Origin of the sequence: Nostoc edaphicum CCNP1411 (assembly GCF_014023275.1) — a bacterium.
Taxonomy (GTDB): domain Bacteria; phylum Cyanobacteriota; class Cyanobacteriia; order Cyanobacteriales; family Nostocaceae; genus Nostoc; species Nostoc edaphicum_A.
Genome location: NZ_CP054698.1, coordinates 5,472,240 through 5,495,075, shown reverse-complemented (window position 1 = coordinate 5,495,075; position 22,836 = coordinate 5,472,240). Strand labels below are relative to the sequence as shown.

At 40.9% G+C, this 22,836-nt stretch carries 15 protein-coding genes and 4 pseudogenes; 10 read left to right on the top strand and 9 right to left on the bottom strand.

Annotated features, from left to right (window positions below):
* Positions 1-27: 27 nt before the first annotated feature.
* The 3 genes from HUN01_RS25875 to HUN01_RS25865 form a co-directional block, all read right to left on the bottom strand.
* Positions 28-1,305, bottom strand: a complete 1,278-nt coding sequence (locus HUN01_RS25875) for an aspartate aminotransferase family protein (RefSeq protein WP_181928570.1) — start codon at positions 1,303-1,305, stop codon at positions 28-30.
* A gap of 530 nt (positions 1,306-1,835) precedes the next feature.
* Positions 1,836-3,623 (bottom strand): ABC transporter substrate-binding protein, encoded by a 1,788-nt coding sequence (locus tag HUN01_RS25870; RefSeq protein WP_181928569.1) that lies wholly within the window; start codon positions 3,621-3,623, stop codon positions 1,836-1,838.
* Positions 3,624-3,679: 56 nt separating this feature from the next.
* Positions 3,680-3,889: a hypothetical protein gene (locus HUN01_RS25865; protein WP_181928568.1), complete on the bottom strand. Its 210-nt coding sequence runs from the start codon at positions 3,887-3,889 to the stop codon at positions 3,680-3,682.
* A gap of 275 nt (positions 3,890-4,164) precedes the next feature.
* Here HUN01_RS25865 and HUN01_RS25860 point away from each other — a divergent pair, with 275 nt between their 5' ends.
* The gene (locus tag HUN01_RS25860; RefSeq protein ID WP_181928567.1) at positions 4,165-5,181 is read left to right on the top strand and encodes a potassium channel family protein; all 1,017 of its coding nucleotides are present in this window, start codon (positions 4,165-4,167) and stop codon (positions 5,179-5,181) included.
* A 169-nt stretch (positions 5,182-5,350) separates the two neighbouring features.
* Here the strand turns inward: HUN01_RS25860 and HUN01_RS25855 are convergent, their stop codons facing one another.
* Positions 5,351-6,298 carry a heme-dependent oxidative N-demethylase family protein gene (locus tag HUN01_RS25855; protein ID WP_181932823.1) on the bottom strand — a complete coding sequence of 316 codons (948 nt, stop codon included), beginning with the start codon at positions 6,296-6,298 and terminating at the stop codon, positions 5,351-5,353.
* 188 nt (positions 6,299-6,486) lie between these two features.
* Entirely contained in the window at positions 6,487-7,044 is a 558-nt protein-coding gene (locus HUN01_RS25850) for a methylmalonic aciduria and homocystinuria type D protein (protein WP_181928566.1), read from the bottom strand.
* A 170-nt stretch (positions 7,045-7,214) separates the two neighbouring features.
* On the opposite strand from HUN01_RS25850, the gene HUN01_RS25845 reads away from it, so the two are divergent.
* Positions 7,215-7,526: a hypothetical protein gene (locus HUN01_RS25845; RefSeq protein ID WP_181928565.1), complete on the top strand. Its 312-nt coding sequence runs from the start codon at positions 7,215-7,217 to the stop codon at positions 7,524-7,526.
* Here the strand turns inward: HUN01_RS25845 and HUN01_RS25840 are convergent.
* The 4 genes and pseudogenes from HUN01_RS25840 to HUN01_RS25825 form a co-directional block, all read right to left on the bottom strand.
* Complete coding sequence (locus tag HUN01_RS25840; protein ID WP_181928564.1) at positions 7,523-7,729, bottom strand: glycogen debranching protein; 207 nt, start codon at positions 7,727-7,729, stop codon at positions 7,523-7,525. The two genes, HUN01_RS25845 and HUN01_RS25840, sit on opposite strands and share 4 nt — an antisense overlap.
* A 146-nt stretch (positions 7,730-7,875) precedes the next feature.
* A pseudogene (locus HUN01_RS25835) lies at positions 7,876-8,082 on the bottom strand (MotA/TolQ/ExbB proton channel family protein); the annotation flags it as partial.
* Between the two features lie 91 nt (positions 8,083-8,173).
* Entirely contained in the window at positions 8,174-9,067 is an 894-nt protein-coding gene (gene rsmH / locus HUN01_RS25830; RefSeq protein ID WP_181928563.1) for a 16S rRNA (cytosine(1402)-N(4))-methyltransferase RsmH, read from the bottom strand.
* 316 nt (positions 9,068-9,383) lie between these two features.
* Positions 9,384-13,124 carry a WD40 domain-containing protein gene (locus HUN01_RS25825; protein ID WP_181928562.1) on the bottom strand — a complete coding sequence of 1,247 codons (3,741 nt, stop codon included), beginning with the start codon at positions 13,122-13,124 and terminating at the stop codon, positions 9,384-9,386.
* Between the two features lie 468 nt (positions 13,125-13,592).
* On the opposite strand from HUN01_RS25825, the gene HUN01_RS25820 reads away from it, so the two are divergent.
* The 8 genes and pseudogenes from HUN01_RS25820 (at position 13,593) to HUN01_RS25785 (ending at position 22,776) form a co-directional block, all read left to right on the top strand.
* The gene (locus HUN01_RS25820) at positions 13,593-14,408 is read left to right on the top strand and encodes an ester cyclase (RefSeq protein ID WP_181928561.1); all 816 of its coding nucleotides are present in this window, start codon (positions 13,593-13,595) and stop codon (positions 14,406-14,408) included.
* A gap of 392 nt (positions 14,409-14,800) precedes the next feature.
* A complete protein-coding gene (locus tag HUN01_RS25815; RefSeq protein WP_181928560.1) occupies positions 14,801-15,985 on the top strand; it encodes an NAD(P)H-quinone oxidoreductase subunit H in 1,185 nt (394 codons plus the stop codon).
* 295 nt (positions 15,986-16,280) lie between these two features.
* Positions 16,281-16,805: pseudogene (locus HUN01_RS36420) on the top strand (helicase-related protein); the annotation flags it as partial.
* 705 nt (positions 16,806-17,510) lie between these two features.
* Positions 17,511-18,535: pseudogene (locus HUN01_RS25805) on the top strand (IS4 family transposase).
* Positions 18,536-18,580: 45 nt separating this feature from the next.
* Entirely contained in the window at positions 18,581-19,522 is a 942-nt protein-coding gene (locus HUN01_RS25800; RefSeq protein ID WP_181928559.1) for a type IIG restriction enzyme/methyltransferase, read from the top strand.
* 18 nt (positions 19,523-19,540) lie between these two features.
* Complete coding sequence (locus tag HUN01_RS25795) at positions 19,541-20,128, top strand: hypothetical protein (protein WP_181928558.1); 588 nt, start codon at positions 19,541-19,543, stop codon at positions 20,126-20,128.
* Between the two features lie 351 nt (positions 20,129-20,479).
* A pseudogene (locus HUN01_RS25790) lies at positions 20,480-21,812 on the top strand (IS4 family transposase).
* A 427-nt stretch (positions 21,813-22,239) separates the two neighbouring features.
* Positions 22,240-22,776, top strand: coding sequence for a GAF domain-containing protein (locus HUN01_RS25785; protein ID WP_181928557.1), 537 nt, complete (start codon positions 22,240-22,242; stop codon positions 22,774-22,776).
* Positions 22,777-22,836 lie beyond the last annotated feature (60 nt).

Genomic DNA, 22,836 nt, shown 5'->3' with positions numbered 1-22,836 from the left:
TCTACACAAAACAAACAAAACAATATTCTAGGTGAGAGTAGCGATCGCCTTTTCCACAGCTTCTAAGGCAGTGTTTACTTCCGCTTCTGTGACAATTAGCGGTGGTACAAACCGGACAACTTTTGGCCCGGCAGGTACTAGTAATACGCCCTCCTTGATGGCAGCATTGACGATATCTCCTGCGGTTAGTTGAATATCGGCTCGCAACTCCAAACCGTTGATTAAACCCCAACCCCGAACTTCGCTAATGTGTTGAGGATATTTGGTTGCGATCGCTCTCAATCCAGATCGCAATTGTTCACCTCTGTCTTGCACATTCTGCAAAATATTTTCCCGTTCCAATGTCTGGCAAACACTGAGTGCTACACCACACACAAAAGGATTTCCGCCAAAGGTGCTGGCGTGTTCCCCTGGTTGAAAAACATCGCAGAATTTCTTGCTCATCATTGCGCCGATGGGGATACCGCCACCTAAGCCTTTAGCACTGGTGAAAATATCCGGTTCAACGCCGAGATGTTCGTAAGCCCATAATTTGCCGCTGCGCCCCATACCAACTTGCACTTCATCGAAAATCAATAAAATGCCAGTTTCGTCACAAATCTGCCGGAGCTTTTTGAAATAGGCAACATCTCCTGGACGCACACCGCCTTCTCCCTGCAATGGCTCAATCAGGATCGCTGCTACTCGATAATCGCCTTCATCCAACTCGCTAATTGCCACTTCCACAGCGTTAATATCGTTGTAATTTACGTAGTGGAAACCAGGAACCAAGGGATCAAAATACTTTTGATACTTCGGTTGTCCCGTAGCGGTAATGGTTGCTAAAGTCCGCCCGTGGAAACTGGCATTGGCGGTTAAAATAATTGGTTTTTCAATTTCTAATACTGTGTGGGCATATTTCCGCGCCAGTTTAATTGCGGCTTCGTTAGCTTCAGCACCAGAATTGCAGAAAAATACGCGATCGGCACAGGAATGATCAACAAGCCATTTTGCCAATTCACCTTGCTCAGGAATATAGTACAAATTAGAGACATGGTGCAGCTTTTGGATTTGGCGTGTTACCGCTTCTACCATAACTGGGTGGGCATGTCCTAAAGTACAAGTGGCAATTCCCGCTACAAAGTCTAAATATTCTTGTCCCTGTGTATCCCAAACCCGGCATCCAGCACCCCGTTCTAGGGCTAAGGGAAACCGACCGTAGGTGGACATGACAGCTTCATTAAAGCTATCTGTATCAAAGGGACTAGATGCTGACCCTGAATCTGGGGGGATGGTGGCTTGGTCAACGAGAGTTTGTAGGCTCACTACCGCTCCTCCTGAAAGTTTTTCATTATATAGTTATTTACTAGTTTCCTAGAAATCCCTAAAAATTACTTTTTATTTAGCACAACTTGTACTTCTTCTTAGGCTAACGCTTATATAACCTCAAAGGCATGGCGGTAGTGAAAAAAATTTTGTACTCAACGCTTGAGCAAGAGTATGAGCGACAGGCAATTTGGATAGGCGCAGTCCGTCCTCGTTATCCTGACTAAATCTCTCTCCTTTTAGGCTACGGTGTACACACAAGTCGAATTACCCCCCTCAATCCCCCCTTGCAAAGGGGGGAAGCCGGAAATCTAGTTCCCTCCCCTTTGCAAGGGGAGGGTTAGGGTGGGGTAAAACCTTGCTTAATAAGTTATTTCAGACTTGTGTGTACACCGTAGCCTAAAAGGAGAGAGACTTTGAATTTCCCCCTTCCCGCATCGGGAAGGGGGTTAGGTTAATCGTTACCTTTTCCACATAACGTGAAAAGTCAGCCTCGTTATCAAGGGTGATCTATACGAATTATGAATTAGTTATTTTTCTGTGATTTTCAGTTCATCAATATTCCAAAAAGTTGGCCCCAAGGCAGAAAACTTGATGGGATTGACACGTTCACGCACCGCCTGAAACGAGATTGGATTCACAAGGCAGAATATCGGCAACTGTTCAGCAACGATTTGCTGAAATCTGTTATAAATCGCTTTGCGCTTGTTCTGGTCTAGTTCTTTGACTCCTGCGCTAAAAAGACTGTCAATTTCTCTCTCCCATTCAGAAACTACCCATCCTGGGAGTAGGGGTTTTCCCGGTGTAGCACCTTGGTTGAACTGATGAAATGAGCCTTGACTAGTCCAAAATAAAGATAGAAGGTTAGGTTCAACATCTGCACCGGGAACACCAAACGCACCGACATAACAATCCCAATCTCGACGAGAGAGTAGTTTTTGCAAGACTACATTAAAACTGACTACCTGCATATTTGCTTTGATACCAATTTGACTGAGGTCTTGTTGGATTTGAACTGCGGCATCGATTCTTGATTGATCTTCCGATTTCACCAAGAGATTGAATTGCACGCGATTTCCATCTTGGTCTAACAGTTCTTTTTGGGAGTTGTACCTAAAACCAGCCTCTAACAACATCTGTCTGGTTTTCTGGGGATTATAATCATAAACTTTTAACCCTGCTGCTGGGGACAAGTAATAGGGACTTTGAACAGCAATTGGCGAATGTTGGATTTCACCTAAACCGCGATAGATATTAGTTTTCATGCGGTTGCGGTCAATGGCATAAGCAACTGCTTGCCTAAAAACTAAGTTATTAAACCATCGAGATTTAATCGGATCTATAAAAGGCTTACCTTTGCGATCGCGACCTTGGTTGAGATTGAAACCCACAAAGCTAAAACCCGCAGTGGTTCCACCATTGTAAATAATGTATTTTCCTCGCTTTTCCTCTTTCTTGAGTAAGCCAAATACTGCTGGTGTCACATTTAAATTATCTAGTTCCCCTGAGCGAAATCTGAGTAACTGATTTTCGGTAGAAGCAATAATTTGCCAGACAATACGTTCAATATAAGGCTGAGGATTTTTTTGAATATCTTTGCGCCAGTAATAAGGGTTACGTCGTAAAATCACCCGTTCAGAAGGAGTATAGCTTTCTATTTTGTAAGGCCCATTGGTGATGATTTTTTGCGGATCAGTATTGGTTCCCCACATTGAAAGAAACTGAGGATTACCATTGGCATCATTGGATAATACAGAAGAACGCAAGGCATGAGCGGGCAAAATCGCTAGTCTTTCGGCGTATCTCAAAAAAGGGGCAAAAGGTTCTACAAAAGTAAACTCAACTCGCAGATCATCTAGTTTATGCACTGATGGGAAAGTTTCTGTGTTGCCAATACGTAAAAAATCTCTATATAAAGTGGGAATTTTTTTATTAAGATAAATGTCTCGATAGGTAAAGACTACATCATCTGCCGTCAGAGGTTCACCATCTGACCATTTCAACCCTGTTTTTAATGTAAAAATAATTTGCTTTTTATCGGTAGATATTGACCAAGATTCTGCTAATCCTGGCTCCAATTTGGTAGTGATAACATTCTCATCGATTAATCCCTTGTAAATTAAAGGAAAAACACTGTAGGGAGAGTCATTAATGGCATAGTTAAAAGTAGTCGGGTCACTTAGTGAAACTAAAACTAATTGAGCTACCTGAGATGCTTTGCTTTTCATCTGTGTCGGGTGACAGCTTGTGAGCAAGAAACAACAAGATAGCAGCAAACCAACTACCAAATTCAGAGGTCGAACAACAGCAGCGATCATCTCTAGTTATCTACCTTACAGCTACTATCTACACAGTACAGTATGGTATTGAACAGTTAATAGCTGGGGCGATGCCTGCGGCGGGCAAGGCCTACGCACTGGGCAGTGTTTTCAGATGGTTTTACCAAGGCTGTTTTGGGGCGGTTAAGGCAAGAGACGCGATGAATCGCCGTCTCTACAATAATCAGTCTTTCGTCTTGGTGGCGATTTATCGCGTCTTTGTGATGATTTAACGTAACTAGTTTTCTTTGTAGGAATTGAGCCATTGGTTAATCCTCAAAGTGAAACTGATATAAGCCGAAATTCAGGAGGGAGGAGGCAAGAGGAACCCACGCATAGCCGCTTACTACAAGCCAATTTCATTAATTTTGCGTTGCTTAACTTAGTTTGATTTATTCTTACCCAGTTACTTAGTTTCAATATACTAAAAAGGACGAATGCTAAAAAGTTAGCAGAAAACTAGAAAAATTAGGCTAGAAGAACTATTGTTACCTCATTCTCAACACTTGAACAAAAATATCGACGTATCCAAAAGGAGTTAATGACAGGGGCGATCGCTCTTGGCGGTGTTTTCTTCATTGGCACTTTGTGGTACTGCTTAGTGGAGGGTTGGTCATGGGAAGATGCGGCTTACATGACAGTCATCACTCTCGCGACTGTGGGATATAGCGAGACACACCCACTCGGTAGTAGAGGACGGTTGTTTACAATAGCCCTGATTTTGTTGGGTGTAGTGAATATCGGTTACATTGTCAACAGATTTACAGAAGCGATCATTCAAGGCTACTTTCAAGAAGGAATTCGGCTACAACAACAGAGGCGGTTAATGGAATCCCTATCAGAACATTACATCATCTGTGGATTTAGTCGGACTGGTCGTCAAATTTCCAAGGAATTTCGGGCAGAAGACGCACCTTTTGTAGTGATTGATGCTGACATGGAATCTGTACAAAGGGCGCAGGCTGAAGGTTACACGGCATATCAAGGTGACGCTACCCTAGATGACACACTTTTGAAAGTTGGTATTGAACGGGCGATTTGTATTGTCGCAGCCCTCCCTTCAGATGCCGAAAATTTATATATTGTTTTATCAGCCAAAACCCTGAATACAGGAATTCGGGTGATTGCACGGGCAAGTACAGAAGAAGCTTTGCAGAAGTTACGACGCGGTGGCGCAGATGAAGTGATTTCCCCCTACATTACTGGTGGTAAGCGGATGGCTGCTGCGGCACTCAGACCCCAAGTGTTGGATTTTGTAGACGGGATTTTGACAGGTGCAGACCGTCAGTTGTATATGGAAGAATTTTTACTCGACCCGGCTTTTTGTCCCTTTGTTGGTCAGAGTTTGCAAAAAGCGAGATTGCGATCGCAATCTGGGGCGTTAGTTTTGGCAATTCGCCGTCTTGATGGGACTTTAATCGGTGGCCCCACTGGCGATACGGTTCTAATGTCGGGAGATCGGCTAATTGGTATGGGTACAGCTGAACAGTTGCGTAGCCTGAATCAAATTCTCGGGCCAATTGGTTCTCAGCAATTGCGGCGACCGAAAAATAGCTGATATTAGGGACTTCCAAATAAAAAAATATACCATCGCTATAGAGGCAGGGGGCAGGGGGCAGGGGGCAGGGATAGTCGTAGTGAAGTCCAGAAATTGGATAATTTAATTTCTGGAAGTCCCTTATTTTTCCTTATTGACAGCCGAATCTCTGCAAATAGCATTTAATAGTTTAAGCCTCCTCTAGCCACTGCAAAATACTAGCCTTGCTGTCTACCAAACCTTTGTATACTAAAGATTCTGGTGTCATTGACTGAATTGCAGCATACAGCTTAGACCGTAACACTGGGTCTTTTTTAACTACACCACAATCTCTAAAGTAAGTACGAATACTAAACAGGGCTGCTTCATACTCCGGTAGTCCCCAAATAACTTGTCGCTCAATTCGCAGATAAAGCTGGGGATGTTGTGAATCAAAGCTTCTACCTTGCCATTTACTAACTGATATACCAGGCGGTGGTTCGGGATGGTGGTTAAGGCGAGTGTCGGTACTCAAACCCCAAGCAAAGCGCACCATTGGTTTATGGGTAATCATTGTATGAGCGATCGCACCTGCACGCCGATTAATTTTTTCCATCCCCGCCACAGGCGCATGGATTGCGGCGAAATCTTTGCCAATTTTCTCCTCGGATGACCAGTGGTTAGGATAGCAGAGATGAACTGCACTCAGCCAGTTGCTACCATCAGCGGAACGGCAAATAATTGTCAGGTCTTCCTGTACCTGCGTTGCTAAAGCATCAAGAGTAGAGACGTAAGTTGGAAAAACTGGACTACCCTCGACTTGCTGTAATTGCCAATCTGCATCTAGGTAGAGAGTTTCTCCGGTAAGTTGGCTGTGGAATTTCAGGGTGTTATCTATTGACTTTTGGCAGTAAAAATGATGCGGATGTTCTTGGGTAAGGCGATTAATTATTAAACGAGCGATCGCACCTGCTATAGCCTGAGAATAATTGCAGGTTTGATAGTACTTGTTCAACCGTTCCCCACGGGCTAAAAGTTTAGCTTGACGGTAGTGGGTGAAATTATCATCAATTTGAAATACCTGCTGATCAGCCTGAGTGTTACCCAAACAGGAACCAAAAGCTATCATCCCCGGCTTGACTTCGTAGCGTCCACTCATGAGAGGGAAGTAGCAAGCCGCACTACTAGAGGCTTCGACTGTCCTCGCTTCCTGGAAGAAGTTGGTTGGAGACACAGATTCTATGATGCTTGTTTTTTATTCTCCTCATTTCCAATATATATGAAGGGATGAGGGATGATTGGGAAGAAATAATCCATGCCCAATGACTAATGACCAATGACTAATGACTAATAATCAATTTCTTTCCACCCATGCACAGATGCTATGCCTTTTGTAACCCATTCGATCACAATTGGGGGAGCTTCTGATATCAAAATGCTAGGATAAACTGCTGCACCCCAATCGGGATGAATTAACACACGGCATTGATTTTTAATCACTGGATAGTTGAGCAAAGCTTTGACAACTGCTGTGTCATCATGAGGAATTGCTCCGGGATGGGACAGTAAAGGATAGCCTGTACGAGGGTCGATCAGGTCTGTTAAATAGCCGCGATCGCGCAGATTAAATGCTAAATCACAGCCAAATCTCATAAATTTTTCTCGCAGGCGTTCTTTCTCTGACTCTACTTCTGCTGTTTTTTCGACTAATTGATAACGCGATTGTTGCAAGACAATCACTACTCGTAAAAATGGCTGCCGTTTCCAATCTGGTAATATCCGTTCGCAGTTGGCACAGATATATTGACTGGGAGCATGAATTGAAATTTGAACCGCTTGTCCTGTTTCGCCAACTAAATTAATGGGACAGGCTTGCTCCGAAGTGTAAACTTTGGGATAGTTCACTAAATTGATTCGGCTTATACAAATTTTTTAATTTAATCTACGGTATAGATGATACCTCTTAAAAGTTCAGAAAAATCATCTAATTTATATAATAAGTTACTTTTTTTAGAAGTAGTTGCTAATAATTTGATAATTTTAATCCGAATTTTATCTTTTATTAACCTGTTCTCATGAGATTTGCTGCGATCGCTGTCAGCATTGGCATAGGTGCAGCGTATGCTAGACAAGCGATACCTATGGCGGGGTACGCCTACGCTCTTGAAATATGTTCGATCAAAATCCCAAAAAAAGACCTCCATCTCAGAGAATTTGCAGTTAACAACCAAAATGGTCTAACTATCAGCAAGGTTGGGTTAAACAGCCGTCTGGTGAAGCAAAGCGCGTCGGAGTTTCGCTTAAAGGTGAGCAGAAAAGATAAAGGCAATCTTATCTGCTGGGAAAAAGTTAGAGCTATTAGCCTAGTTTCGATAGCACTCAATTAATTGAGTTTTAAAGAATTCACCGGCACTTCATCCCAAGAATCGACAGTCCGCAATCGCGCTACCCAACCTGCTGCCTTTTGCATCTCAGTCAAATTACTTTGAAAGGAATCATGACAATCTTTGGCTTGAGATTCATTACAAGTGGCAATACAGGCATGAATCATCCCAGACGGATCAATTTGCTCATTTACCCAAATAGTCATGGAATATTTCCTCGGAAACTGTAGCGAAAAAAGCTATTAGTTATTTTAGAGTACTATTAGAGTCAAAATTTAAAGAGTAAAATCGGTAACAAGTAGCGAACTAATCGCAATTACCGATTACTAATTTACAATTACCCAGTTTCGCTTCATTTTGTAGACACATAGGATTTATTTCCTCTTTCATAGCGACGGCGGTAGAGTCCCCGGAAGGTATTGGCAAATAAAAGTGTAAATATTGCCACTAGCAACCCTGATGTTGTGGATACTAAAGCTTCACTAATTCCTGATGTCACACCTGTTGTTTTAGGGAATTGGGCATTGGGAATTGGGCATGAAGAATGGGAAGAGACAAGGAAGAAACTTGTTCAATAATTCCCTTTGTCCCTTTCTTTTGCTCCCCTGCCCCTCTGCCCCTCTGCTCCCCTGCCTCTTTATCCGCTCCTCTTACTGAACACTCAAAACTTTTTCTGCTATCCTCAGTTTGGCCGATCGCGATCGCGGATTTTTCCCAATTTCCTCTTCCTGTGCAATAATTGGTTTTTTTGTCAATACCTTTAATAAAGGTGAATTTCTTAAACCATGCTTCACCGGGCGGTCTTCTAGGCTGTGAAAACTGATAATTGCAATTCTGCCGCCAGGGACAAGGGCATTTGGTGCTTTATCTAAAAAGGTTTCTAGGGATTTTAACTCATCGTTAACGAAAATTCGCAGAGCTTGAAAAACACGAGTAGCGGGGTGAATTCTCCCATAACGGTATTTCGGGGGAACTGAAGAAGCGATCGCATCAGCTAATTCTGTAGTCGTGTGCAACGGTCGCCGTTCTACAATACGACGAGCAATGCGCCGCGATAATCTCTCTTCACCGTACTTAAAGAAAATATCTGCTAATTCTGCTTCATCCCAATTATTAATCACATCAGCAGCAGTTAGCGATCGCCCTCGATCCATTCGCATATCTAAATTTGCAGCTTGGCGAAAGCTGAAACCCCTTTCTGCTTGGTCTAAATGGTAAGAACTTACCCCCAAATCGGCTAAGATACCATCGAAAGTGTTGGGGGGAAACTCGTAGTCAGCAAAATTGCTGTAAATGAATTGTACGCGATCGCCAAACTCTGCTAATTCTTTTCTCGCTGCTGCTAAAGCATCCTCATCTTGGTCAATTGCCGTTAATTTTACATCTGGTGCGGCTGCTAAAATCAAACGGCTGTGACCTCCACCGCCTACCGTCGTATCAAGATAATGACCTCCGGGAGATACCGCTAGACCTGCAATTACTTCTTGCGGTAACACTGGTAGATGGGAAAAAGTCGGTTCTTCAATAGCTAGCTGACGATTCATGAGACTTAGAGGTTGTTTGAAAAGTGTTTCGCTGTGACTTTAGGCACTTTTAGATCCCCCCTAACCCACCTTAAAAAGGGGGGAACCAGAATCAAAGTCCACCTTTCTAAGGGGGAACCGGAATCAAAGTCCCCCTTTTTTAAGGGGGATTTAGGGGGATCTAAAATTTTTGATACCGACAAGAGGATTTTTCAAACATCCTCTTAGGGCACAAAACCACAGATGAACTTTAATTATGTATTCTTTTGTTTGTGTCTTTGTGTATTCCTAATTAAAAATAGTTTTTAAACCACTAATATACTAGTTACGAGCGACTTCACAGGCTTATTGCCCCCAGTGCTTTGAGATTGGCAATCATCGCAGTTGTTAAACCTGTAACGCCTTTAATATTTATGCCTTCGTAGGGGCGATCGCTTTTTAATGTTTTCAGGCAATTATCTGTACTAGGATCATAAAGCTTGATCGTTTCAGCATTGCCACCACAAGCCAGCAAACCATTGGGACTAAAAGCCAATGACCATACTGAACCGATATCAGCCAAAAATGTTTTGATGCATTCACCATTTTTCATATCCCAGAGCTTTACAGTACCATCTTTACTGCCGCTAGCTAAGGTTTCTCCATCGGCACTAAAGGCAATTGAAATTACAGCTTGCCCATGTCTGCCAAAAGTAGTACAACATTCACCAGTTTTGATGTCCCATAGTTTGACGATGCCCATAGTATTCGCGCTAGCCAAAAGATGACCATTGGGACTAAAAGCAATGATATAACCTGCCGGTTCTTTTATGTTTTGGTAACATTCTCCAGTTTCAAGATCCCAAAGTTTGATTGTCGAGTGACCGCTACAACTGGCAATTGTCCGTCCATCGGGACTAAAGGCAACAGAAAGAACTGCACCAGTATGCCCCACAAAGGTGAAGAGACATTGACCAGTTTCACAATCCCAAAGTTTGACGGTGCTATCGCTACTACCACTCGCTAAGATTTTGCTATCTGGACTAAAGGCAATTGACCAAATACTATCTGTATGACCTTGTAATATCTTATCTGGAACTTGGCTAAAATTACCCAGTTGGTTAACTTGCCAAAGTCTAATAATGCTATTGACATTGCCTATATTGCCACAAGCTAGTATTTGTCTATTAGGGCTTAAAGCCGCACAATTAAGCCAATCTTGATAATCATAAAAGGCTTGGATACACTCACCTGTAGTCACATTCCAAAGGGCAATAGTATGTTGACTACCGCTAACAATAATTTCACCATTACTACTAAATCCCACTGAATTTACAAAGTCAGTCCGTCCCCGCCAAGTTTTCAAACATTTGCCATTCACAACATCCCAAAGTTTAACTGTCCGGTCTACACTGCCAGTTACTAAATTACCAAAATTGCTAAAAGTAAGACTGTTAATTGCTGAGATATGTCCTGCTAAAGTTTGCAGATATCTTCCAGTTTTAATATCCCAAATATTTACGGTTCTATTGCCACTGCCGCTACTTGCTAAAGTCTGACCATCGCGGCTAAAAGCAACCAATGAAATATAGCTACTATGTTCTTGTAATGTTTGAATAGGCTTGCTAGTATTTACATCCCAAATGCTGATAATTTTAGCTTTTACACTACTAGCTAAAAGCTTACTATCACTAGTAAAGGCGATTGACAAAACTGCTCCACTTTCTCCCTGAACAGTTTTTAAACATTTACCAGTATTCACATCCCAGATATTTACAGTACCATCTAAACAACCAGAAGCGAGAATATGACGTTGAGGTTCGTAGGCGATTGAAGTAATTCGGTTGCTGTGTTCGATAGCTAAGACACAATTACCTGTTTCAATATCCCAGAATAATATCTGCTTTTCTGTACAAGTAAAAAGCTTTTTTCCGTCTCGACTAAAGATAATATTTCCAATTATCACCCCATAATTTGAGGGTAAGGTTAATAGACATTGACCTGTAGCAACATCCCACAATTTAACAGTTCTATCTACACTAGTACTAGCAAGTTTTTGACCATCTGGACTAAAAGCAAGAGACATTACTATATTGCTATGCCCTTGGAAATTCAAAAGTTGCTGATTCTCCCTCCATCGCCATAAGGAAATTTCACCATCAATACTTCCCGTTGCTAAAAGTGCATCGTCGGGACTAAATGCTAGACCAAAAATAATACCAAAGGTTTCAGTAAAAACTGATTTAGCAAAATTACTATTTTCAAAATTGACATGATTTAATATATAATTCTGGAGGTCAGCTTGCCAAATTGTCAGATGAGAAAAATCTTGATTACTGATTTTTGCTGACAACTGACCAAGTAGATTAATCGTATTGCCTGCCATGTAGCCAGTTATGTAAGGAGACTGTCCGCGAAATTGGTTGAGAATATTAGTAAGTTGTGCTGTGATTTGGTTGGATTTTCCTAGCAGCAAGCATAAATTATTGATAATAGGTTTGAGAATCAGCCGAATTTGACTATCTTTGACATAATCAGGTGATGTCGCTTTGATTAAAGCAAAACTTTTGAATAATGAAACCTCTCCTTTGACCTGACTTTTCACGTCATGTGGAAAAGAAGAGGCGGAACCTAACCCCCCAGCCCCCTTCCCTACAAGGGAAGGGGGAGAATTCAAAGCCTCTCTCCTCGCAGGAGAGAGGTTTGGAGAGAGGTTTTCGAGATCCCGTGAAAAGTCAGTTCTTTTGACAAGCTCTTGACAAACTCGATCAATGAATTTCATAGTTACGTACTCCATAACTACTGGTTGTAGCGTGAAGCAATTGCCATGTTTGGTAATCAGCGCAGGTGTAGCTTTTTCAATTAGAGAGCGTCTTAAGAGAGATTCTATTGTTTCTAATAGCTTTGATGTGGTGCTTGAGTCTAAAATATCGTCTTTTAATTCTGTGATGCCAACTGGCTCCCGATTGATAGCTAGCCAATATATTAATGATTGCTCTAATTCAGTTAAACGCTGAAAATGCTGTTCCATTAACAGGCGGATATTTCCAAATACTCCTGGATCTTGAGAAATAAATTCAGAAATATTTCCATTAAATAAATCTAAAACTGTTGTAGCAATTATTTTAAAATAAAGCGGATTCCCGGCATAGTTAATAATTAATTTTTCCCAGTCCGCATCTGTACCCCCTGTAACTCCTTTCCCTCTAAAAATTTCTTGGATTTCTGAGATTGTCAAACCCGTAATTTGTAAAGAACGAACCAGTCCTTGACTACTTTCAATCGCTGCAAGTTCTTGAGGCTTTTCTCGTGAAGTGAGTAATAAGCAACTTTGATGATTAACTTCCCCTATCTGGCGAAAAAGTTCGCCGTAGCCTTCATAGTCTTCCCGATATAAACCTGCATAATTACCACCTTGAAAAATCGATTCGGCGTTATCGATAACTACAAGACAACGTGATGAACGCAGATATTCAAGTAGGCGATTAATTCTGTAGGGAATGTTTTTTGATAAATCTGTTTCTTCGCCATTGGACAAAAATTGTACTAGAGTTGCTAGCATTTCTAAAAGTGGCGGAGCATTGAGAAGACTTTGCCATATTACATAATCAAACTGTTTTCGCAGTTTTTGAGCTAATTTGACTGACAAAGTAGTTTTACCAATACCACCAAGTCCAATGAGTGTAATTAAACGACAGCGATCGCTAATTATCCATTTTTCTAGTTGCCGTAATTCTTGCGTGCGCCCATAGAATACTGACACATCAGGGGCTTCACCCCAATTTTGATTTGAGCAAGTGATAATTTCTTGCTGCTTAACCGATACAACTTCTGGCTTGGCATAATCGCTTTTGTGCAATTCCAAATCAAAAGCCCTGAAAAACCGTTCTAAAGTCCGCCTATCCACCCCTGCTTCCCGATCCGTCACCTTAGAAACTGTGGATGGATCTAACCCTGTGCGATCGCTTAAGGCTTCAATAGTATAAGCGACACCAAAATTTTTCTCATTCTCCCAGTTTCGCTGCGCCTCTTGGAGTCGCTGCCATCCTAATGTTGTTAGTATGACTCCGCGTTTACTTCTTGATTGCTGCTGATTCATTAGGGTGTCATTACTCGCAAGAAACACATAATACAGAATCGGCTATGAAGTAACGAGATGTCTGTTTCATTCGTTGCCTATTTCTCAAAGCACTAGCTAGAGACGCATATAAAAATCCTGAAGTTCAGGATCTTTTCTGATTTTAATTAACTTTGCCAATCACAATACTTTTGTTTGTTGAGAAGGCTGAAAGAATTGCTAATACAAACTTGCAGTATATTGTTTTGTCAAAATTTACTTGAAATTCATTAACTTCCAGAACTTCCCTGGTGTTGACTGGCTTTATAGTGCAATTATTGTCGTAGATGCAATGGCAAGCAGTTCTAATACCACAGTTGATTATTTCTTAAACTTGTACTCAAAACTGTATAGGTTACTACTGCCAAATTAGAGGGGTTATCACTGCGAAATCTGAGTGTGTATCGGTATTGACAGTTGTTTCACAGTCACATTTGGGCAGAGGTATTTATGAGTTCAATTGACAACAATAATCTTCCCCTTTGGGTACAGAACAGAGATACAGTTCTGGAATATAGTCAGAATATTCAATGGCGCTATGGTAAAAAGCCAGACTACACTCGTTCTAATGAAAAGCTAGCCAGTGAAAGTAAATACAATCACCCTCAAGGTTCATTAGCAGCACTTGTACAAAATTTAGTACGAAGTTTTGATGTTGAAGCAAATTTCAAAACCAATCCTGCTGAATGGTTGACTATTGTCCAAGACAAGTTTCGCATGAGTACCAATGGTGGCACTGAATACACAGTTGCAGATTTAGTCCAATCAGGTACTTATAAACTGTTGATTGGTAATACACAATATTATCGAGCTTCTGAGGAAAATTTTGAAACCTCAACCAATCTATTTCATACAGCATTTCCTGATGGTTTCTTGTGGGAAGTAGTGGAAATTTATTCAGCACCACCAACCATTACTTTCAAATGGCGACACTGGGGATATTTTCAAGGTGCATATAAAGATTATGCACCTACTGGCCAGATGATTGAGGTTATTGGCATCAGTGTCGTTCATGTCACAGATGATCTCAAAATTTTGTCTTTAGAACACTATTACGACAATAATAACTTTCTAGACAAATTGACATCTGGTGGCAAATTAGCAAATTTGTCTCAGTCAAAACAAGCAGAAGGCGGAATACAACCTCCTGGTTCTCTATATCAAAAGTTCTGGGCTTTCATCAAGCAAATTTTCACAAAAAGAAAAGAACTCGCAACTACAAACTTACCAGCCAGTTCTTGTCCTTTTGCTGCTTTGTTGAGGTAATGTAAACCACCCAGCCTTGGCTTCGCCGTTCCCGTTCCCGTAAAGAAGGGTAGGCTGGGTTCCTAGTTTCACCGCCTCCCCCACTCTCCGCATCTTCCTTATAAAAAAATCCGATGCCTTAATTAAGTGCAGATCAAGCTTCCATATAATAGTTGAAGAAGTGCAACAAAATTAAACATCAAGTAAAGTCCCTCCTCTGTCACCCCCTCTCCAACATACCCCCTGTATGGGCAATACATTATAGACGCCTTAAGGGCAGTTTTCTTAAAAGTATTGCTCCTGCAAGCTTAACTTTGGCTTGGCAGACTAGATAAATCGGGTCTGGTTGGCATCTACGCGGTTCAATTCAAAATGGCACGCTACACGAATACAAACAGGAGAACACGAAATCTATGACCAGACTAGAAACCCGCACTGAACCGATGGTGCTAAACATGGGGCCACACCACCCCTCAATGCACGGGGTTCTGCGGCTAATCATGACTCTGGATGGCGAGGATGTCGTTGACTGTGAACCGGTCATCGGCTATTTGCATCGGGGAATGGAAAAAATTGCTGAGAACCGCACTAATGTTATGTACGTCCCCTACGTTAGTCGCTGGGACTACGCTGCGGGAATGTTCAACGAAGCCGTAACTGTTAACGCCCCAGAAAAGCTTGCAGGTGTCGCTGTTCCCAAACGTGCTAGCTACATCCGCGTCATCATGCTGGAGTTGAACCGCATTGCTAACCACTTGCTATGGTTTGGCCCCTTCCTCGCTGACGTAGGCGCACAAACTCCCTTCTTCTACCAGTTCCGGGAACGGGAGATGATTTATGATTTGTGGGAAGCTGCTACAGGTTATCGGATGGTAAATAACAACTATTTCCGCGTTGGTGGAGTAGCAGCCGATTTGCCTTACGGTTGGGTAGATAAGTGTCTGGAATTTTGCGAATACCTATTGCCCAAAATTGATGAGTACGAACGCTTAGTAACAGATAACCCAATCTTCCGGCGACGCGTTGAGGGTATTGGTACTATCACCCGTGAAGAAGCAATTAACTGGGGACTTTCTGGCCCAATGTTACGCGCTTCTGGTGTGCAATGGGATTTGCGGAAAGTTGACCATTACGAATGCTACGACGATTTCGACTGGGATGTGCAGTGGGAAACCGCCGGTGATTGCTTTGCCCGTTACGTAGTGCGGATGCGGGAAATGCGCGAATCTGTAAAGATTATTCGCCAAGCAGTTAAAGGACTTCCTGGCGGCCCTTACGAAAATCTCGAAGCAAAACGTTTAGCCGCAGGTAAAAAATCTGAGTGGGACGCATTTGATTACCAATTCATCGGTAAAAAAGTTTCCCCGACTTTCAAGATGCCGAAGGGTGAAATCTATGCCCGTGTAGAAAGTGGTAAAGGTGAATTGGGAATTTATTTAGTTGGCGATGATAACGTCTTCCCTGCACGTTGGAAGATTCGCGCCGCAGATTTTAACAATCTCCAGATTGTTCCACATTTACTGCGCGGGATGAAGGTTGCAGATATTGTGGTGATTCTCGGTAGTGTTGACGTAATTATGGGGTCTGTGGATAGGTAGTAAATATCTATCTAAGTATTTTTAGAGCAGTTGTATTACGGTGCAACTGCTCTCTTTTTTATAATTTTTGAAGACGCGATAAATCGCCGTCTCTACAAAAGACATCTCCGAAAAAGAATGTAGAGACGTAGCAGTGCTACGTCTCTACAAGGGTTCTGGATATCGCATATTTAATTTCTGGAGATGTCTAAAGGATTGATTATTGTAGAGACGGCGATTTATCGCGTCTCTAATCTGGCTGGAAAAATTTTTTACTCATATAACATAGGTACGAAATATTGATGAGTGTTAAATAATGCCTCGGATTTTTGACAACATTGATTTACAATTACTGCCGATTTTACGAGAAACCCTCAAAGTCTCTTATCGGGCAGATTTTTGCGTAGGCTACTTCAATCTCAGAGGTTGGCGAAGAATTGATGATTTGATTGAACAGTATGTTGGTAGTGAAAATGCTTGTTGTCGCTTGCTAATTGGGATGCAAAGCTTACCCAGTGATGAAGTTCATGCAGCATTTAGCCTTGTTAGTGGTGATGGACGGATTGATAACAGTAGCATTGTGCGGTTTAAAAAACGTATGGCGGCAGAATTTCGCCAGCAGTTGACTATTGGTGCGCCGACTAATCAAGATGAAGCGGGGTTACGGCGGTTAAGTCATCAGCTAAAAAGTCAGAAGGTAATTATTAAACTGTTTTTGCGCCATTCTCTCCACGCCAAGTTATATCTTGTATATCGGAATGACCCCAACGCTCCAACTGTGGGATTCTTGGGTAGTAGTAATTTAACTCTTCCCGGACTGGCGAAACAAGGGGAGTTGAATGTTGATATTTTAGACCACGATGCGTGTAATAAACTGCAAAAGTGGTTTAGCGATCGCTGGCAAGATTACGGTTGTGTAGATATTTCCCAAGAATTGGCAGAAATTATTGACCAAAGCTGGGCTAGGCAAGAGTTAGTTTCACCTTACTACATCTACCTGAAGATAGCTTACCACTTATCCCATGAAGCGATCGCAGGACTTTCAGAATTCCGTATCCCCCGCGAATTTAATAATTTATTTGATTTCCAAAAAGCCGCCGTACAGCTAGCAGCCCGTCATGTAACTAGGCGTGGTGGCGTGTTAGTTGGGGATGTGGTCGGTTTGGGCAAAACTTTAGTTGGAACCGCCCTTGCCAAGATTTTACAAGAAGATTGTTTTTTAGAAACACTAATTATTTGCCCAAAAAACCTAGTTTCAATGTGGCAAGAATATGTAAATAACTATCGGCTACTTGCCGAAGTTATGCCAATTAGTCAAGTACAAAATAAGTTACCAAAACTCCGCCGTTACCGAGTTGTGTTAATTGATGAAAGTCACAACTTACGGAACCGCGAAGGCAAACGTTATCGAGCAATTACAGAATATATTGCTACTAACGAAAGTAAATGTATTTTATCAGAAGTGTTGAACGGTAAGAAAAATCCGATAAAAATAGCCCAAAATATGGTATTTTTGGGCGAAGGCTTAAACTATATTAGTTTGATTGTGATTATAAATTCATTTCCCAAAATTGTCAAAGATATCTTGAAAAGCCTGCCAAAAAATGATTATCCAGTATTGAATAGTCGTCTATTCTTTGAGTGCTGGCTATCCTATGCTCTGGATAATAGCTTAACAAGTATGCGAGATTTATTTAAGAGATTAAACAATACAGGATTTGAGGTAGATATTTCTACTTTTTCTAAAGCAAATTTACATCGAAGCCAAAAAACAATTTCAAGGAATTTACCAAAAATTAAATGAATTAGTACAGAAGAAAATTCACAAAAAATTACACGATAAATATGCTATTTGTCCTATTGATTCAACAATTATTACCCTGACAAGTAAATTGTTATGGGTTTTGGGTCATCATCAAGTCAAACTTTTTAGTTCTTTGAATTTAGCTACAGGTAGCCCAGAAGATAACTTGATCAATTTTGGACATGATCATGATTATAAATTTGGTTCCAAGATGATGTCTAGTCTCCCAACTAATGCTGTAGGGGTAATGGATAGAGGCTTTGCGGGATTAAAATTCATTCAAGAATTGGTACAAGAAAACAAATATTTTGTTTTGCGGATTAAAAACAATTTCGTTACTAGAATTTGAGGATGCAACTGGATTAGTCAAAGTAGGTGCATCTGATGAGGCTATTGCCTATAGAGTCATTAATTTTTGTGATTTAGAAACGAAAACTGAGTTCCGCTTAGTGACTAATTTACCAAAGTCGGGAGATGCAGCTGTTAATGATGATGAAATTAGGGATATTTATCGATTACGTTGGGGAGTTGAACTCTTGTGGAAGTTTTTAAAGATGCACTTAAAACTTGACAAATTAATTACCAAAAACGTCAACGGTATCACCATACAAATTTACGTTAGTTTAATAGCTTATCTGATTTTACAGCTTTTATCTATTCCCGCACAATGGGGACATACACTATTAGATAAATTCCGCTATTTGCAATCTTGTATGTGTCAGAAAATCAGCTATGTTCATTGGTTTGAGGAGATGATGTTATGTTGACTAATTTAGCCTTTTTAGAGTTAGTGTAACTATCTATGTAAAGTTTTGTATCAGCATTCAACATTTCTGATAGAAGAATTAGGTTGGTCTAAACCCTCAAGACAAAAACCTGAAACTTTAAAAATTGATAACAAGACGTATCAATATCAAAAAATTGCTGAATTTTCAGGTGTTGCAATCTTTGAAGTCACCGCAGCAGATGGAAACATACCAGAAGCTAAAGTTAGATTTGCTATTCATCAAGAAATTACTAAACTAATAGCTGAAAATCTCCTCATTTTCGTTAATGAAGAACGCACACGTAGTCTTTGGTATTGGGTAAAAAGAGAAGGAAGCAAAACCTTTGTTCGTGACCATTTATATGTGAAAGGTCAACCCGGAGACTTATTTTTAAGCAAACTTGGTTCTGTAGTAATTGATATTACTGAATTAGAACATGGGGAACCTACTGTTGTCGAAATTGCTTATAAACTACAACGTGGTTTCGATGTGGAAGCAGTAACTAAGAAGTTTTATAATAAATTTCAAGAGCTACACCAAAAGTTTTTGCTGTTTGTTAAAGGAATTGATGATAATGAAACAGATAGACGTTGGTACACATCGATAATTCTCAATCGCCTGATGTTTGTTTATTTTCTCCAGTGTAAGCGTTTTATTGATAATGAAGATTTAAAGTATCTGCAAAATAAGCTTAAGCAAAGTAAGCAAAAAGGTGAAAATCATTTTTATGATGAATTTCTCAAAGCTTTGTTTTTTGAAAGTTTTGCTAAACCTGAGATTGAACGCGATTTATCTGTACAAAAATTGGTAGGAAAGGTTAAATACCTAAATGGTGGTCTATTTATTAAGCATCATATTGAAGAGAAATATCAGATTTCTATAGTTGATGAGGCGTTTGAACAAGTTCTAGATTTATTTGAGCGTTATTCTTGGAATTTAGATGATACGCCGGAAGGAAAAGACGATGAGATAAATCCTGATGTTTAAGGAGATAGTGGGCAAAGGTTGAATTATCAAAAATATAGACTTGCTTTTCGAGAAATAGCTAGAAATACTGATATTCGTACAGTGATTACTACTTTACTTCCTTCAAATGTGTTTGCTAATCATAAGTTATTTTTGAGTAATTTAGATAATTTTAGTATTCTTAACTATCAAGTACTTCTATACATTTGTGGGTTATTAAACTCTTTTGTATTTGACTTTATGGCTCGACAACGAGTCACCACATCAATTTCAATGTTTATTGTATACCAACTACCCGTACCACGTTTAACAAAAAACGATCGCAACTTCAACGATATTGTACAACGCGCCGCCAAACTCATCTGCACCACACCAGAATTTGACGAACTCGCGCAAGAAGTCGGGCTAGGTTCCCATCAACAAGGCGTTACCGACGAAGCAGCACGCGCTAAACTCCGCGCCGAACTCGATGGAATGGTAGCACATCTTTACGGCTTAACTGAAGATGAATTTAGCTACATCCTCACTACCTTTCCGATTGTGAATGCAACGGTTAAAGAAGCAGCATTGTCAGCTTACCGTAACTTTGCCCCAATGTTTGCAAACTCAGAATTAGTCTCTCGTTAGTCTCTCGTTCTCATGCGGAGTATGGAAACAAAGAATACTATCAGTATGACTAAGAGATTGTTTGAAAAGTAATTTGCTGTATTTTTGCACTTATTGATCCTCTCTAACCTCCCTTATAAAGCTACGGTGTATATACAAGTCTTCTATAGTTGTGCTACAGCCTTTTGATCCCCCCTAACCCCCCTTAAAAAAGGCTACCGTGTATACACAAGTCGGATGTAAAGTAGGTGCAGAGGATTTTTGAGAAGCAAAAACTATGGATAATCCAATCTTAATTCACGCTTCGACGACACCAGGAACGGCATTTGGAGACCCAAGGCTGATAAAAAGGGGGCAGCATTATACGAGGCGATTCGTAAGCACCAATCGATAAATATCCGGCAAATAAGTCGAAATTGGGCAGAACAGATGGGTTATTATCGGTTTTTGGAGAATGAAAACGTAACACTATCAGAACTAGTACGTAGCCTTTCGGATGATTGCGAGTTTCATCTGGCAAAACGACACGTATTAGCGATTAGCGATACTAGCGAGATTAACTTGCAGTCTCATGCAGGTAGGCTGTCACCGCCAGGATTAGGAGTAGTAGGCAATAACACAGATGTCGGGTTTTATATCCATCCAACATTGGTATTAGATGGTGAGAGTGGATTTCCACTGGGGTTAAGCACAGTAAAACTGTGGAGCCGAGCTATAAACCATGCAGATAAACATAACTCGTGACTATCAAAATTTACCAATTGAGGAGAAAGAATCTTACAAATGGTTAGCATCGGCAGAAAGTAGTAAGCGATGCTTTGAAGTGGGTGGAGCAAAAATGGTAACTCATATTGGCGACCGCGAATCGGATTTATTTGAGGAATTTGCAACTGTACCCAATAAAAAACAATCATTTACTGATAAGAGCTTGCCAAGATCGTCGATTGTTAGGGCGGTCTGAATCACTATTCGACTACTTAAGTCAGCAGCCTTGTGAAGGTACTTATATAATTAACGTTCCCGCAGACTCACGTCGAAAGCGAATGCCAAGAGAAGCAATGCTTATTGTTTCGTTGTGGACAAGTTGAGATTCAACGCCCCGATAAATTAGGCGTTTTTGGCTATCCTCCTAGTGTTACCCTTTTTGCTGTTGAAGCTCTGGAAGTCCAACCACCCGCAGGACAAGAACCGATTCATTGGCGGTTGCTGACAACTCACGTTGTTGTCTGCTTGGAACAGGCACTGCGAGTCATTAAGTGGTACGGATGGCGATGGAAGATTGAACAACTTTTTGCCACTCTCAAAAAAAGCTGGATTGAATATCGAAGCGACTCAGTTAGAGTCTAGTATTGCAATTCAACGCCTAACAATCCTTGCTTTGTCCGTAGCCGTGCGAACCTTACAAATGGTTGAGGGACGCGATAATACTCAACTTTCTGCCGAGCTTACCTTTTGTCAAAAGCAGCAGCAATGCTTATTAGGACTTCAATCTTCTGTTGAAGGCGATACCAAAAAATTACAAAATCCTTATCCACGGGGTTGTTTGCCCTGGGCTACTTGGATCATTGCTCGACTTGGTGGATGGTCTGGTTATACCTCTGGTAGGCCTCCTGGAATGCCTACCCTTGTTCATGGTTTAAGACAATTTGAATCCATCTTTATCGGCTGGAAACTCGCTCTGGATGGACTTGTGTATACACGGTAGCTTAAAAAAGGGGGGAACCGGAATCAAAGTCCCCCTTTTTAAGGGGGATTTAGGGGGATCTAAAACGTTTTGCTACCGTTAAGAGCATTTTTCAAACATCTTCTAATATCTGTAACGAGGAATACAAACTGAATTGTTACATTAGAATTTGAACTATATTTATTGCCTCAAGCTAGGGAAAGACAAAACACATTATTTGTAAATTTTCAAAATTCTTAAGATTAAATTTATAATTTTGAATTATCTTTGGTGCAAATTAAAAATTGTAGTTTCTTAATAATTTATTTTAAATTTCCTAAAAAGGTTGATTACGATTATGTTCCGTTAGAATCGAATTGCTGCTATAAATACAAAAATGTATTTAAACAAAGTGTAATAAATTACTATATAAATCCGGCAGCATTTACTTAGTCGTAATTTTAGAACCGTGAAAATTCATCCTCACTCCGAGTTTAACCATAGCCGCGATCGCCGTGAACAGGGTTTGCAAAAATTGCTCGACCGCCTTGTTAAAACAATGCAGCGCGATGAGCTAGTCCGGCAAACGACCAATCAACTCAGAGAATCGCTTCAGGTTGATCGGGTGGTGTTGTATTATTTTTACGGGCAGTGGGAAGGACAAGTGACTTTTGAATCTTTGAGTTCTAAAGAATTCTCAATACTTGGTTCCACTGGCCCAGATGATTGTTTTAACAACGAGTATGCTGCTTTATACTTAGCAGGACGGGTAAAAGCGATCGCTGATATTGAAGTAGAGCCAATCCAGCCTTGTCACCGAGATTTTCTCCGCAATATGCAGGTTCGCGCCAACTTGGTTGCACCAATTGTCATCCCCAGAGGATTATGGGGATTGCTAGTAGCACATCACTGTCAAGGGCCTCATGATTGGTCGCCATCAGATATAGAAATGATGCAAGCAGGGGCACAAACTCTAGCAACAGATCGTAATATTTTGGAGAGTTAAAATAATTCGTCATTTGTCATTTGTCATTCGTCATTCGTAGTTAACAGGGCGGTTAGAAAC

What these genes read in the sequence shown, in the direction of transcription:
- HUN01_RS25845 (WP_181928565.1), top strand. Translation starts at nt 7,215, where the DNA reads ATGAGATTTGCTGCGATCGCTGTCAGCATTGGCATAGGTGCAGCGTAT.
- HUN01_RS25840 (WP_181928564.1), bottom strand. Translation starts at nt 7,729, where the DNA reads ATGACTATTTGGGTAAATGAGCAAATTGATCCGTCTGGGATGATTCAT.
- HUN01_RS25860 (WP_181928567.1), top strand. Translation starts at nt 4,165, where the DNA reads ATGACAGGGGCGATCGCTCTTGGCGGTGTTTTCTTCATTGGCACTTTG.
- HUN01_RS25825 (WP_181928562.1), bottom strand. Translation starts at nt 13,124, where the DNA reads ATGAATCAGCAGCAATCAAGAAGTAAACGCGGAGTCATACTAACAACA.
- rsmH (WP_181928563.1), bottom strand. Translation starts at nt 9,067, where the DNA reads ATGAATCGTCAGCTAGCTATTGAAGAACCGACTTTTTCCCATCTACCA.
- HUN01_RS25855 (WP_181932823.1), bottom strand. Translation starts at nt 6,298, where the DNA reads ATGAGTGGACGCTACGAAGTCAAGCCGGGGATGATAGCTTTTGGTTCC.
- HUN01_RS25870 (WP_181928569.1), bottom strand. Translation starts at nt 3,623, where the DNA reads ATGATCGCTGCTGTTGTTCGACCTCTGAATTTGGTAGTTGGTTTGCTG.
- HUN01_RS25815 (WP_181928560.1), top strand. Translation starts at nt 14,801, where the DNA reads ATGACCAGACTAGAAACCCGCACTGAACCGATGGTGCTAAACATGGGG.
- HUN01_RS25820 (WP_181928561.1), top strand. Translation starts at nt 13,593, where the DNA reads ATGAGTTCAATTGACAACAATAATCTTCCCCTTTGGGTACAGAACAGA.
- HUN01_RS25865 (WP_181928568.1), bottom strand. Translation starts at nt 3,889, where the DNA reads ATGGCTCAATTCCTACAAAGAAAACTAGTTACGTTAAATCATCACAAA.